This is a genomic window from Streptomyces stoeckheimensis (assembly GCF_045822005.1).
GTDB lineage: Bacteria > Actinomycetota > Actinomycetes > Streptomycetales > Streptomycetaceae > Streptomyces > Streptomyces stoeckheimensis.
In genome coordinates this window covers 2,065,722-2,079,497 of sequence record NZ_CP169550.1, presented here as the reverse complement: position 1 = coordinate 2,079,497, position 13,776 = coordinate 2,065,722, and the positions used below count along the sequence as shown (strand labels likewise).

Annotated in this window: 9 protein-coding genes; 4 read left to right on the top strand and 5 right to left on the bottom strand. The window is 73.0% G+C overall.

Annotated features, from left to right (window positions below):
* Positions 1 to 31: 31 nt before the first annotated feature.
* Positions 32 to 901: a TetR family transcriptional regulator gene (locus ACE1OC_RS09660; protein WP_407836669.1), complete on the bottom strand. Its 870-nt coding sequence runs from the start codon at positions 899 to 901 to the stop codon at positions 32 to 34.
* Between the two features lie 355 nt (positions 902 to 1,256).
* Between ACE1OC_RS09660 and rsgA the strand changes: the two genes are divergently transcribed.
* Entirely contained in the window at positions 1,257 to 2,375 is a 1,119-nt protein-coding gene (rsgA, locus tag ACE1OC_RS09655) for a ribosome small subunit-dependent GTPase A (RefSeq protein WP_407836668.1), read from the top strand.
* A gap of 313 nt (positions 2,376 to 2,688) precedes the next feature.
* Here the strand turns inward: rsgA and ACE1OC_RS09650 are convergent, their stop codons facing one another.
* From ACE1OC_RS09650 to ACE1OC_RS09635, 4 genes are all read right to left on the bottom strand, one after another.
* Complete coding sequence (locus tag ACE1OC_RS09650) at positions 2,689 to 3,465, bottom strand: phosphotransferase (protein WP_407836667.1); 777 nt, start codon at positions 3,463 to 3,465, stop codon at positions 2,689 to 2,691.
* Between the two features lie 89 nt (positions 3,466 to 3,554).
* Positions 3,555 to 3,947, bottom strand: coding sequence for a PPOX class F420-dependent oxidoreductase (locus tag ACE1OC_RS09645; protein ID WP_407836666.1), 393 nt, complete (start codon positions 3,945 to 3,947; stop codon positions 3,555 to 3,557).
* A gap of 141 nt (positions 3,948 to 4,088) precedes the next feature.
* Positions 4,089 to 4,580 (bottom strand): DUF456 domain-containing protein, encoded by a 492-nt coding sequence (locus ACE1OC_RS09640; protein ID WP_407836665.1) that lies wholly within the window; start codon positions 4,578 to 4,580, stop codon positions 4,089 to 4,091.
* Between the two features lie 24 nt (positions 4,581 to 4,604).
* Complete coding sequence (locus ACE1OC_RS09635; protein WP_407841521.1) at positions 4,605 to 5,582, bottom strand: helix-turn-helix domain-containing protein; 978 nt, start codon at positions 5,580 to 5,582, stop codon at positions 4,605 to 4,607.
* A 201-nt stretch (positions 5,583 to 5,783) separates the two neighbouring features.
* On the opposite strand from ACE1OC_RS09635, the gene ACE1OC_RS09630 reads away from it, so the two are divergent.
* The 3 genes from ACE1OC_RS09630 (at position 5,784) to ACE1OC_RS09620 (ending at position 13,690) form a co-directional block, all read left to right on the top strand.
* Positions 5,784 to 9,581 (top strand): S8 family peptidase, encoded by a 3,798-nt coding sequence (locus tag ACE1OC_RS09630; RefSeq protein ID WP_407836664.1) that lies wholly within the window; start codon positions 5,784 to 5,786, stop codon positions 9,579 to 9,581.
* Positions 9,582 to 11,002: 1,421 nt separating this feature from the next.
* Positions 11,003 to 11,875, top strand: coding sequence for a protein phosphatase 2C domain-containing protein (locus ACE1OC_RS09625; protein ID WP_407836663.1), 873 nt, complete (start codon positions 11,003 to 11,005; stop codon positions 11,873 to 11,875).
* Positions 11,876 to 11,947: 72 nt separating this feature from the next.
* On the top strand, positions 11,948 to 13,690 hold the full coding sequence (locus tag ACE1OC_RS09620) for a pyruvate dehydrogenase (protein ID WP_407836662.1): 1,743 nt from the start codon (positions 11,948 to 11,950) through the stop codon (positions 13,688 to 13,690).
* The last annotated feature ends 86 nt before the right edge of the window (positions 13,691 to 13,776 follow it).

Sequence of the window (13,776 nt, the reverse complement as noted above, 5' to 3'; positions counted from 1 at the left end):
GTGACTCCCGTCCCTTCAGGGAGGGGAGCATTCAATCGGTGTCCTCCTCCTGGGGGAGGTGCCGGTAGACCGTGGCCCGGGAGACGCCGAGGGCGGCGGCGATCGCGGTGGCCCCGCTGCCCGCCGCGTGCATCCGGCGGGCGGCTTCGATCATGGCCGGGCTCATGGCGGCGGGCCGCCCGCGCCGGCCGCGCCGGCCCCCCGGCGCGGGCCGGGCCGGGTCGTCGGGCCCGCGCGGAGCGTGCGGCCCCCGCGGTCCGTGCGGGCCGTCGAGCAGGCGGCGTACGCCGTCCAGGACGGCTTCGCGCAGGGCCGGGACGGGGGCGTCGGCGAAGAGCACCACCGGGTCGGAGAGCATGGCGACGGCCTGGGACGCCCGGACCCGTTCCGCGAACCCGGGATTCGGCCCCGCGACCAGGAAGTTGGCCCGGAGCATGGCGTCGCGCAGCTGGGCGAAGACCGGGCCGGTGGTGGCCAGGGCCATGTCCTGGAAGTTGAGGCGCAGCAAGTGGCGGTGCTCCAGCCAGACGTCGAGCACTCCTTCGATGGCGGCCCACCGGGCCCGCTCCGAGGGGCCGGATGACGTGCCGGCCCCGTCGGACGCGCCGGATGACGCGCCGGATCCGTCGGGCGCACCCGACGCCGCGGCCGCACGTGCCAGGGCCTCCGCCAGCTCGCGGAGCATCGGCTCCACGAGGGCGCCGAGGATGTCGGCCTTGCCGGGGAAGTGGTACAGCACCGCCGGCTTGGAGACGCCCACCCGTTCGGCGATCTCCCGCAGCGAGGTCTCGTGGAAGCCGTGGACTCCGAACAGCTCCGTGGAGACCCGCAGGATCCGCTGCCGGGTATCGGGGGCCGTCTCGTAAATCGTCTCAGAATCTGCGGTTCCGCTGCGCTCCATGAGAACACCTTAGTGTCGGTAGCCGACTTGACTGCCGATTTCCTCGGTCCGCCCTGACCGGCGGTAAGTTCGAAACGCGGTGTGCGGCCGCCCGTAAAAGAAGTGGCGCGGGCCCGAGGAGGCTTGTTACGGTGGGGGCGTTCCCGCCGCTCACCGGTCAAGCCGGTCGCTGCGGGACGCTCGTCAGTACGTATGCAGACCCGGAGGTGAGTTCATTGATGACTGTCATGGCGCAGGGCGTTGCCCGCACTCAGAAGATCATCGATGTCACTTCTGTGGTCTCCGGCTGACCTCTCACCTCTTTCGCGCCCGGTAGCGGCGCGCACCGCCGGGGCCACCCTGTGAAGGGTTTCCCTTGTCTCTCTCCGCTTTCTCCGCTTCTCCTTCTTCTTCCTCCCTTTCCTCCGCCCTGGCCCCCTACGGCTGGGACGAAGCGTGGGCAACCGAGTTCGCCCCGTACGCGGACCAGGGCCTCCTGCCCGGTCGGGTCGTACGGGTCGACCGCGGGCAGTGCGACGTCATGACGGCGGACGGCATCGTCCGCGCCGACACCGCCTTCGTCACCCCGCACGACCCGCTCCGGGTCATCTGCACCGGCGACTGGGCGGTGCTGGAGGCGCACGGCAAGCCGCGCTACGTGAAGACGTACCTGCCGCGCCGGACCGCCTTCGTACGCTCCACCTCCTCCCAGCGGTCCGAGGGCCAGATCCTCGCCGCGAACGTCGACCACGCGATCATCGCGGTGTCGCTGGCGGTCGAACTGGACCTCGGCCGCATCGAGCGGTTCCTCGCGCTCGCCTGGGAATCGGGGGCGCAGCCGCTCGTGGTCCTGACCAAGGCGGACCTCGTCCCGGACCCGGTCACCCTCGGCCACCTCGTCGAGGACGTGGAGACCACGGCCCCCGGCGTCCAGGTCCTCACCGTGTCCTCGATGACCGGGGAGGGCACGGACGTGCTCGCCGCGGTGGTCGGGGGCGGTACGAGCGTGCTCCTCGGGATCTCCGGCGCGGGCAAGTCCACGCTGGCCAACGCGCTGTTGGGGGAGGACGTGATGGAGGTCCAGTCGACGCGTGACGTCGACGGCAAGGGCCGCCACACCACCACGACGCGGAACCTGCTCGCGCTGCCGGGCGGTGGCGTGCTGATCGACACCCCCGGGCTGCGGGGCGTCGGGCTCTTCGACGCGGAGGCGGGCGTCGGGCAGGTCTTCTCGGAGATCGAGGAGTACGCGGAGCGCTGCCGCTTCCACGACTGCGCGCACGAGGCGGAGCCGGGGTGCGGGGTGCGGGCCGCGGTGGACTCCGGGGAGTTGGCCGAGCGGCGGCTGGAGAGCTACCGCAAGCTGCTGCGGGAGAACCAGCGGATCGTCGCGAAGACCGATGCGCGGCTCCGGGCGGAGATCAGGCGTGACTGGAGGCTCCGCTCGGCGGAGGGCCGCGCGAACTATTCCGCGAAGCGGACGGGCCGAGCCTGACGGGTACCGCCCCGGGCCGGTTCCGTCCCGCCCGGGGTGGGGTCCCACCCGGACCCGCCCCGGATGCGGGCGGGGGTGCGGGTGCGTGGCGGCGCTGCGCGGGGCGAAGTCCCCTACCCGCCCTTCCACCGTTCCCCGGGCGCTGCCCGGACCCGCCCTGGGGCTCCGCCCCAGACCCCGGTCCTCAAACGCCGGACGGCTGAAAAGACCCGACGCCGGCCAAATCCGGCCTCGCCGGCGTTTGAGGCGCGGGGGTCCGGGGCGGAGCTCCGGGGAACGGGCGAAGGGCGGGTCGGGGACTTCGCCCGTGGCGTCAGGTGACGAACACCGCGTTGCGGCGCAGCTGTTGCGCGCACCAGCGGAAGTGCCCGTCGCGCTCGTCCGAGCCGAAGAGCCCGGTGAGTTCCGCGGCGTGCTCCTCGGCGTGCGGCCCGTACATGTCCCAGACGGCAGCGGTCGCGGCGGCCTCGAAGGCCGGGTCTCCCGCGGTCGTGTAGAAGCCGAAGTCGAGCACCGCGACGGGCCGGCCGGCCTCGTCCACGTGGATGTTGGGCGGTACGAGGTCACCGTGGATCGCCGTCACCGGGGCGTCGGGGAGCGCGCGCAGTGCCTTTCGCGTGCGTTCCACTCCCGCCTCGAAGTCCGGGACGTGAGCCGCGAGGGCGGCGCCGTGCCGGGCCGCGGCCCGGTCGACCAGGGACGCGAGCGCGTCGCGGAAACAGTCGTGATCCCGCCACAGCGGACGGTCGTCCCCCTGGACGGTCAACCGGAGCATGGCATCGGTGCCGGGAACGGAAGCCAGGCCGCGCAGAACGGAAAGCAGCGTGTCGGTGTGCCGGGCGGACAGCTCGCGCTCGTACGCCGCGTGCGCGGAGTCGACCCGCATCGGGCCGCCGGGCAGCTCGCGCTCGTACGTCACCAGGACGCCCTCGTGGTCCTCGACCTCGAAGATCTCCGAGGTGGCGAACGGCAGGCGCCTCCACACCGGCGCCGACCCGGCGGACACCCGGGTGGCCGCGGTCGGCGAAGTGGGCGAGCCACGGGTCGGAGGGTGCGGCTTCCGCAGTCGGTTGGTTCTCCGTGCGGGCATGAGACCAGCGGCCGCACCGGATGCGCTCGGCATTTTCGTGCGTCGTGCGGTGCCTCGTCGCCCCCGCTCTCCCTTCGTGAGGGCGCGCCTCAGTCCGTCAGGCCCCACGTCAGGACGCGGTCCGGGTGGATGCGGATGACCTCCGGGCTGAAGTGCGGTCCCAGGGAGTGCGGGCCCACCTCCAGCGTGGCGTGGCCGCGGATCTCGATGCCGCGCACCGTCCACGGGCGGGTGCTGACCAGGTCGTCCACGACCAGTGACAGCCGGGGGTTCTTGGTGAGGTTGCGCCACTTCTTCGTCGTGCCCATCGCCAGCCCGCCCACCAGGATCGTGCCGTCGTCCTGCGGGAAGAACCCCACCGGGTTCGCCTGGGGCTGTCCGGCCGCGTCCACCGTCGCGAGCCGGCCCAGGTGCTGCGCACGCAGGTAGGTCAGTTCGGCCTCGCTGAAACCCCTGAAACCCTTGAAACTCGACTCCGTCATGGGACAGACGATCCCAGCCGCGCCCGCGCGGCGCATCGGGCCGAGGGCCTAGTCGGGCCTACGCCGTAAGCCCCAGTTGGCGGACTAGGGCCAGAACCAGAGCCAGAGCCAGGCCCTGGGCCAAGCCCAAGGCCGCCGGGTCTACGCCCACAGCACCGTGCCCACCCAGGCCCCCACCACCAGCAGGCACGCGAACAGCTCCACCAGCACGCTCGTCCCCACCGCCCGCATCACCGCCCGTACCGACGCCCAGGCCTCCCCGTGGGTGCCCAGGCGGCGCCGCTCGCAGAGGTAGACGCCGCCCACGAAGCCGGGGACCGCGCCGACGACCGGGAGCAGCACGAAGCCCAGTACCGCCCCCGCACCCGCGTACACGACCATCCGGCGGGTGACGCCGACCCCCCGGAGCCGTCGCGGGGGCAGCTGCCACTTCACCACCTGCACGACCAGCAGCAGTGCCGTCGCGCCCGCCAGCAGGCCCCAGGCCGTCGACGTCCGCTCGTGCAGCGCCCACCACAGGAGTCCGGCCCAGACGAGGAGGGTGCCGGGGGCGCCGGGGACCAGTACCGCGAGCAATCCGAGCACCAGCACCAGCCCCACCAGCAGCAACTGGGGCAGCTGAGGCAGATCCATCTGCTCAGCCTGCCTGACCTGGGGCTACCGGGCCACCCAGCCCCGTTCGTACGCGTGCCAGCCGAGCTGGAGCCGGGTCGTGACCCCCGCCAGTTCCATCAGGCCCTTGACCCGCCGCTGGACCGTCCGCAGGCCCAGCTCCAGGTGCTTCGCCACGCTCGCGTCCGTCATCCCCGCCAGCAGGAGGGTGAGGATCTCCAGGTCCGTGGCGTCGGGTCCGCCATCGGATTCCTCCGGCGCCCCGGTGGAGCCCAGCCGCAGGGGGAGCGACTCCCGCCAGACCGCCTCGAAGAGCCCCATCAGGGACTCCAGCAGCCCCGACGCGTGCACGACCAGCGCCGCAGGCTCCGCGCCGCGCGCCGTCAGCGGGACCATCGCGAGCGACCGGTCCGCGATGACGAGTTTGGTCGGCACCGTGGCCGACACCCGGATGTGCTCGCCGCGGGCCAGAGCGGTGGACGCCTCGCGGATCCCGCTCGGCAGGGTCAGCACCTCCCGCTCGATGACCACGCGGTACGCGACGCCCCGTACGGCCGCCCGGTCCTCCGCGTCGTTGTCCGTCCCCGTCACCACCTGCGGCCGGCCGCTGACCAGCGCGCACACCTCCTCCACCGCGCCGAGCTGGAGCTGGTGGAAGCGGTGGGCCACCGCGCTGGCGCCCGTCACCACCTCCACCAGGTCGTGCACGGCCGGCTCGGCGGCCTCCGCCCGGTACTCCTCCGCCAGCAGGGCCGCCGCCAGCTCCGCCTGCTCCAGTTCGTGCCGCTGCTGGGTGAGCAGGGCCCCCAGGGCGACCCCGGGCGGGGCCGCCACCCACCGGCCGGGGCGGGCCGAGGACTGGGCGGCGAGCCCGTGGCGCTCCAGGTGGCGCAGGGTCCGTTCGGTCTGCTGCACCGGCAGCGTCAGCCGGTGCGCGAGGTCCGGTATTTCCGCCGCCCCCAGCGCGACCAGCGCGCGGTAAGCGGACTCCTGTCCTTCGTCGAGGCCTATCGCACCCAGCAACTCGTCCACCCAACCCTCTCGGAGCCGTTCCTGGCGGGAAGCGGCCACGGCGCAAACCCGCCGCCGACATCATCGCCGTACCCCCCGCCCCTCTGCCAAGGTGGCGCCACCGCAGCACCAACATCCGCTGGCCAGAAGCCATTTACGCGGCATTTTCGCCGTGCAATGCAGTAGTTGGCCGGAATTCATCTGGGGAGAGCGATGCGCCCGATATCGCGTACGGCACTGGGAGCGGCCATCGCGGCCGTCCTGGCCGTCACGGCCGTGGGCCCGTCCACGGCGCAGCCGAGCGATGGAGCGTCCGGAGCAGGATCCGGAACGGCAAAGAAGGCCCTCACCGGGAGCCAGGAGGCCGCGAAGCAGCCCACCGGTCCCGTGACGGTGACCCTGGTCACCGGTGACCGGATCCTGGTGTCCACCGACGCGCAGGGCCGTACGGCCGCCACCGCGATGCCCCGCGCGGACGGCTCGCAGCCGATCGTGCAGACCCGCCAGGCGGGCAAGGACCTCTACGTCTACCCCGAGAGCGCGGTCAAGGCGCTCGCCGCGGGCAAGGTCGACGAGGAGCTCTTCAACGTCACCGGCCTGATCCGGCAGGGCTACGACGACACGCACGCCAAGAAGCTCCCGCTGATCGCCGTGTACGAGCGCTCCGCCGGCCTCGCCCGCAGCGCCCCGCCCGCCCCGCGCGGTGCCGAGCAGTCGCTGGTCCTCGGCTCCATCGGCGGAGTCGCGCTCGCCGCCGACAAGGAGAAGGCCGCCGACTTCTGGGCCGACGTCACCGGCGCGAACGTCAACCCGCGCGCCCGCTCGGCCGCCTCCGCCCCGCTGAAGAAGCTGTGGCTGGACGGCAAGGTCCAGGCGAACCTGGAGCGCTCCACCAAGCAGGTGGGCGCCACCGCCGCCTGGGCCGCCGGATTCGACGGCACGGGCACCAAGGTCGCCGTCCTCGACACCGGCACCGACCTCGAACACCCCGACCTCAAGGGCCGGGTCGCCGAAGCCAAGAACTTCACCGACTCGGACACCGCCGAGGACCGCCAGGGCCACGGCACCCACACCATCTCCACCGTGGGCGGTTCCGGCGCCGCGAGCGCCGGAGCGAAGAAGGGCGTCGCCCCCGGCGCCCAGCTGCTCAGCGGCAAGGTCCTCAACGACTCCGGCTACGGCCTGGACTCCTGGATCATCGCGGGCATGCAGTGGGCCGTGGACAGCAAGGCCGACGTGGTCTCCATGAGCCTGGGCGACCCCTCCCAGCTCTCCTGTGACGACCCGATGGCCGCGGCCACCGAGGCGCTCGCGCAGAGCAGCAACACCCTCTTCGTCATCGCCGCCGGCAACTCCGGGCCCGGCAACAACACCGTCTCCTCGCCCGGTTGCGCGCCCAGCGTGCTGACCGTCGGCGCCGTCGACCGCGACGACAAGACGGCTTCCTTCTCCAGCCGGGGCCCGGCCGGTCTGAACCACACCCTCAAGCCCGAGATCGCCGCCCCCGGCGTCCAGATCTCCGCCGCGGCCATGGGCGGCCGCGGGGTGTACGCGTACACCTCCATGTCCGGCACCTCGATGGCCACCCCGCACGTCGCGGGCGCCGCCGCCATCGTCAAGCAGCGCCACCCCGACTGGACCCCGCAGCAGATCAAGGCCGCGCTCGTCGGCTCCGCCGACACCGCGGTCCCGGGCGACGTACGGGAGACCGGCGGTGGCCGGCTCGACGTCAAGGCCGCCATCGACACCACCGTCACCAGCGCCCCCGCGCTCCAGGGCGGCACCTTCAACTGGCCGCAGGACCGCAGCGACCGCACCGCGGTCGAGGTCCCGTACACCAACACGGGCAAGAAGCCCATCACGCTGAACCTCTCCGTGGAGAAGGTCACCGGCAACGACGGCTCCGCCGTCCGCAGCCAGGTCGCCCGGCTGGACCGGCGCACCGTGACCGTCCCGGCCGGCGCCACCGTCAAGGTGCCGCTCGCCCTGGACCCCGCCGCGAAGCTGGAGCGCTCCCAGTACGGGGACGTCACCGGCCGCGTCGTCGCCACGGCGAACGGCGTGCACGTCTCCACCCCCTTCTCCCTCTACGTGGAGCCGGAGACGGTGACGGTGCGCGTCAAGCTCCTCGACCGCGCGGGCAAGCCCGCCGCGGGCCCGTCCTCCCTGGACCTGATCGGCACCGACGACGCCACCGGCGAGCGCCGCTTCAACGAGGGGGCCGCCGACCAGGTCTACCGGGTCCGCCCGGGCTCGTACTTCCTCTCCGCCTTCGTCGGCACCCCCGACGCCGGGGAGGGCGAGCGGATGTACGACTCGCTCACCTACCTCGGCCGTCCGCAGACGGAGATCAAGAAGGACACGGTGATCGTGCTGGACGCCCGCAAGGCGGCCAAGCTGAACATCGCCACCGACAAGCCCGCCGAGGCGCGCGCCACCACCCTCGCCTTCTCCCGCTCCTGGGGCGACGCCTGGCTGCACGCGGGTACCGCGGCGGGCGGCCGTACCATCCGCGGCTACTACGCCTCGGTCGACGGAACGGCCAAGGAGGGCGACTTCGAGTTCGGCAGCTACTGGCGGGCGGCCGCGCCGCTGCTCTCCGAGCTGAAGGCCTCCGGCGGCCCGGTGCTGCACCCGATCACCGCCTCCACCGGCAGCGACAACCTCGACGGCACGGGCAGCGCCCCGCTCGTCAACGCGGGCACGGGCACCCCGGAGGAGCTCGCCGCCGTCGCCGCCAAGGGCGCGATCGTCCTGGTCAAGGTGGCCGACGGCGCGCTGTACGGGATCGCGAACGACGCGAAGGCGGCCGGCGCCAAGGCCGTCCTCGCCTACCGCGACGCTCCCGGCCGCTGGCAGGGCTTCACCGGCTACGCGGGCGGCGCGCTCCCGGCCCTGTCCGTCGAGGCGGGCGAGGGCCAGGCCCTGCTGGCCAAGCTCGGCAAGGGCCCGGTCACGCTGAGCTGGAAGGGCAGCGCGAAGAGCCCGTACGTCTACAACCTCGCCCAGATCGAGAAGGGCCAGGTCCACGGGGACCGCACCTACCGGGTGCGCGACCGCGAGCTGGGCACCGTCGAATCGGCCTACCAGTCGATGGGCGTCGCCGCCGACTACGTCGACGTGACCGGGGCCTACCGCCCGCTCGGCAACGCCGTGTACTTCGGCTCCATCGACACCGTCGCGGTACCGGGCAAGCGCACCGAGTACTACTCCGCCGGGGACACCGCCTGGGACCACCTGGTCTCCAGCAGCTTCCCCTGGGGCGAGTTCATGACCGACCAGCACCGTACGTACAAGGCGGGCTCCCGGCGCACGGAGAACTGGTACGACGGGGTCATCGGCCCGGTCGCGCCGCGCGACACCGCGGGCAAGGAGCAGCTGGCCGCCGAGCGGCAGGGCAACCTGATCGGCTTCGCCTCCGCCATGTGGGGCGACACCGGGCACTACGCGCAGCAGGGCGGCTTCGGCGACCTCGGCAACGTCTCGCTCAAGGTCGACGGCGAGTCGCTGGGCGACACCGGTTACCCGTTCGGGGCCTTCGAGGTCCCGGCCCGCGAGGCCACGTACGAACTGACCCAGTACCTGGAGAAGTTCGGCCAGCCGGCCCGCACCTGGCAGCGCTCCTCCGGGATCCAGACCACCTGGACCTTCCGCTCGAAGCTGGACGAGACGCAGTACTCGCAGGCGCTGCCGGTCATCTTCCCGCGGATCTCGGCCCCGCTGGACGGCATGAAGACTCTGGCCGCGGCCAACGGCCAGAAGATCGGCCTCTCGGTCAGCGGGCACGCGGGCTACGCGCCCGGCGCGCTCGCCTCGGCCAAGCTGTCGTACTCGTACGACGAGGGCGGCACCTGGAGCGAGGCGAAGGTCGGCGAGCGCGGCGGGCAGTGGACCGCGACCGTGGACCACGCCGGAGCCGCGGGCAAGCAGGTCATGCTCAAGGTCGAGCTGACCGACAAGAACGGCGCCACCGTCACCCAGATGGTCGCGCGGGCGTACGACATTCGCTAAGTCGTACGACATAGAGCAGGGGGGTCCATCGGACGGCGGTCCGATGGGCCCCCCTTTTTCCCGCGTTCGCCGGATTTCGGCTGCGCCGGAGCCCGACAATGAGGGCCATGAGTCAGCGGGACGCGGGCGCGGATGACTGGTGGCAGAAGCTCTACGAGGACCCCGACGGGGGGCCGGAACCCGATCCCCGGGACACCCTGGAACACCGCTTCCGCTCGGCGGCGGTACTGGTGGCCCCGACGCCGTCCGCGGTACCCAACCCCCGGAGAGAGCCGGTTCCCCTGACGGGGGACGAGGCGGAGCCGGTGCCGGGTCCGGAGCTGGGCGTGGCTGTTTCCGGGCCGGTGGCGGAGCCGATGCCGGAGCCCGTCGCGGTAGTGGAGCCGCCCGTGGTTGCTCCCGGGCCGGTGCCGGAGCCCGTCGCGGTAGTGGAGCCGCCCGTGCCCGGCCCCCGGCCGGAGGCCGTGGCGGAGGACGCGTTCGGCGGCTCGGTGCTGCCGCCGCCGCGGGACCCGCGGGAGGGCGGCCAGACCTGGTACGCGCTCGGGAGCGTCGCCGTCCCGCCCGCGCTGCCCGCCGAGGAGCCGGTCTACCCGACCGACTGGAGCTGGGGCCCACGGGACGAGGCGACGCCGGCGGCTGCGCCCCCGGGTCCGGACCCGGCAGGGGCCGGGAGCGGCCCCGACGGCACGTACCGCGGGGCCGGGCACCAGGCCCCGGCCGGCCCGGCGGGATCCGCCCCGGCACCCGGTGCGGGCGGCGACGCCGATCCGTGGACGAGCCCGGGGACCGGCTCGCCGCCGGGTGCCGTTACCGGGTCCGGCCCGGGCTTCGGCCCGGTTTCAGGGGCCGGTGTCGATTCTGCTCCGGTTCAAGGGGCCGTGTCCGGGTCCGGGTCCGGTTCTGGCCCCGCCTCGGATCCCAGGTCCGGCCCTGCAGCCGGTCCAGGGTCCGGCCTTGGCCCCGGGTCCGGTGTGATCCCCGGCCCCGGGTCCGGTCCCGGCCCTGACGCCGGCCTTGTTCCCGGTTCCGGCCTTGGCCCCGGGTCCGGTGCGATTCCCGGCCCCGGGTCCGGTCCCGGGCCTGACGCCGGCCTTGTTCCCGGTTCCGCTTCTGGGTTCGGTCCCGGACCTGAGGCCGGGCCGGCTCCCGATCCTGCTTCCGGGAGTTATCCCGCCTCCAGCTCCGATCCGGCCTCAGGTCCCGGCTCCGGGCCCGGGTCCGGCTCTGGGCCCGGATCCGGTCCCGTTCCCGTGTCCGGTTCCGGTGTCGGCCCTGGCCTCGATGCTGATCCCCGCACGGGCACCCGCACCGGCTTCGCCCTTGGATCGCATCCCGGTTCCGGGTCGGAACGGGGTGCCGCTCCCGCGTCCGGGGGCGGTTCCGACGTCGGCCTCGGGGGCGCGGGGGTGCCGCGGCCCGTGGTGGCGCATTTGGGGGACCGGCCGCCCACCTACGCCGCCGAGCCCGTCGCGCTGCCCGCCGCCGACCCGGCCGGGCTCGTCGCGCTGACCCCCGACACGGTGCTGGAGGGGGCCCAGTACGGCGGCTACACGCTGCGCGCGGCCTCCGTGCGCGGGGACTCCGCCCGGTTCCGGGGCGAGGCCCGGCGGGACTTCCTGCTCACCGCCCGCTTCGGCACCGGCCCCGACGCGCTGGTCCTGGTCGTGCTCGCCGGCGGGGACCGGGCCGCGCCCGGGGCCGCCGAAGCCGCCGCCGAGGTGTGCCGCTCCGTCGCCGCAGCCGTCGGGCGGAGCCAGGAGCGGCTGTCGCAGGACATCCGCGACGGCCGGCGCGAAGCCCTGCGCTCAGGGCTCCAGCGGCTCACCGACCGCGGCTACGGGCAGCTGCGCGCCCGCGCCGCCGAGCTCGGGCTCCCGGAGGACGGCTACACGGCCGGGCTGCGCGGGGTACTGCTTCCGGTCGACCCCGGCTGCCGGACCCGGGTCTGCTTCGGCGCGGGCGCGGGCGGGCTGTTCCGGCTCCGGGACGGACAGTGGCAGGACCTGGATGAGCCCGCCCCGGCCCCGGCGGCCCCACCCGCCCCGCCCGCCGGGCCCGCCGGATTCCGGTTCCGCTTCCGGGCCTCCGTGGCCCGCCCCGGCGACACCCTGCTCCTGTGCTCCGGCGGCCTCGCCGACCCGATGCGCGAGGAGGAGCCGCTCTCCGCTGAGCTCGCCGCCCGCTGGGCCGACGCACCCCCGCCGGGCCTCGCCGCCTTCCTCGCGGACACCCAGCTGCGCCTCAAGGGGTACGCCGACGACCGGACGGCCGCCGCGGTCTGGGAGGCGTAACCCGGCGGATCATGCGTGGATGGGAGGCGCACCCGGCAGAGCCGAACCGGAAAAGGGAAGGGCGCCCCCTCCATGGCCAAGCAGAACGTGGCGGAGCAGTTCATCGACATCCTCGTGCGCGCCGGCGTGCGCCGGATGTACGGAGTCGTCGGGGACAGCCTCAACCCCGTCGTCGACGCCATCCGCCGCACCGGCGGCATCGAGTGGATCCAGGTGCGCCACGAGGAGACCGCCGCCTTCGCGGCCGGTGCCGAGGCCCAGATCACCGGCTCCCTCGCCGCCTGCGCAGGCTCCTGCGGCCCCGGCAACCTCCACCTGATCAACGGGCTCTACGACGCCCACCGCTCCATGGCCCCGGTCCTCGCGCTGGCCTCCCACATCCCCTCCTCCGAGATCGGCCTCGGCTACTTCCAGGAGACCCACCCCGACCGGCTGTTCACCGAGTGCAGCCACTACAGCGAGCTGATCTCCAACCCCCGGCAGATGCCCCGCGTGCTGCAGAGCGCCATCCAGCACGCCATCGGACGCGGCGGTGTCGGCGTGGTGTCGCTGCCCGGGGACATCGCGTCCCTGCCCGCCCCGGAGCAGAGCATCGAGCAGGCCCTCGTGACCGCGCGGCCGACCGTACGGCCCGGCGACGGCGAGATCGACAAGCTGGTCCGGCTCGTCGACGAGGCCGACCGGGTCACCCTGTTCTGCGGCAGCGGCACCGCCGGCGCACACGCGGAGGTCATGGAGTTCGCCGGCCGGGTCAAGGCCCCCGTCGGGCACGCCCTGCGCGGCAAGGAATGGATCCAGTACGACAATCCGTACGACGTCGGCATGAGCGGGCTGCTCGGCTACGGCGCGGCCTACGAGGCCACCCACGAGTGCGATCTGCTGATCCTGCTCGGCACGGACTTCCCGTACAGCGCCTTCCTCCCCGACGACGTCAAGATCGTCCAGGTGGACATCCGGCCCGAGCACCTCGGCCGCCGTTCCAAGCTGGACCTCGCGGTCTGGGGCGACGTACGGGAGACCCTGCGCGCGCTGAACACCCGGGTGAAGGCCAAGACGGACCGCCGGTTCCTCGACCGGATGCTGAAGAAGCACGCGGACGCCCTGGAGGGAGTGGTGAAGGCGTACACGCGCAAGGTCGAGAAGCGCACCCCCATCCATCCCGAGTACGTGGCCGCGGTGCTCGACGAACTCGCCGACGAAGACGCTGTGTTCACCGTGGATACAGGCATGTGCAACGTATGGGCCGCGCGCTATCTTTCCCCGAACGGAAGGCGCCGCATCATCGGCTCCTTCAGCCACGGCTCCATGGCCAACGCCCTTCCTCAGGCCATCGGCGCACAGTTCACCGATCGCGGACGTCAAGTGGTGTCGATGTCGGGCGACGGCGGTTTCTCCATGCTGATGGGAGATTTCCTCACCCTGGTGCAGTACGACCTCCCCGTCAAAGTGGTCCTCTTCAACAACTCATCCCTCGGTATGGTCGAGTTGGAGATGCTGGTTTCCGGCCTTCCTTCGTACGGAACGACGAACAAGAACCCCGACTTCGCCGCGATCGCCCGCGCGGCGGGCGCGTACGGGGTCCGGGTGGAGAAGCCCAAGCAGCTCACAGCCGCTTTGAGGGACGCTTTCAAGCACAAGGGACCCGCTCTGGTGGACGTGGTCACGGACCCCAACGCGCTGTCCATTCCGCCGAAGATCAGCGCTGAAATGGTGACCGGATTCGCACTTTCGGCCAGCAAGATCGTGCTGGACGGAGGGGTGGGCCGGATGATCCAGATGGCGCGATCCAACCTCCGTAACGTGCCGCGCCCTTGAGTCCGAATGCGTGCGGATTCCCCCGGGGGGCATGCATCCCGTAGGCCTGTTCGATAGGCGGGCCGTCGGGCAGCGGGCATACGGGA

Bases quoted from the DNA above. Each gene is read 5' to 3' on its own strand.
- ACE1OC_RS09660 (WP_407836669.1), bottom strand. From the start codon at position 901: ATGGAGCGCAGCGGAACCGCAGATTCTGAGACGATTTACGAGACGGCC.
- ACE1OC_RS09650 (WP_407836667.1), bottom strand. From the start codon at position 3,465: ATGCCCGCACGGAGAACCAACCGACTGCGGAAGCCGCACCCTCCGACC.
- ACE1OC_RS09645 (WP_407836666.1), bottom strand. From the start codon at position 3,947: ATGACGGAGTCGAGTTTCAAGGGTTTCAGGGGTTTCAGCGAGGCCGAA.
- ACE1OC_RS09640 (WP_407836665.1), bottom strand. From the start codon at position 4,580: ATGGATCTGCCTCAGCTGCCCCAGTTGCTGCTGGTGGGGCTGGTGCTG.
- ACE1OC_RS09630 (WP_407836664.1), top strand. From the start codon at position 5,784: ATGCGCCCGATATCGCGTACGGCACTGGGAGCGGCCATCGCGGCCGTC.
- ACE1OC_RS09620 (WP_407836662.1), top strand. From the start codon at position 11,948: ATGGCCAAGCAGAACGTGGCGGAGCAGTTCATCGACATCCTCGTGCGC.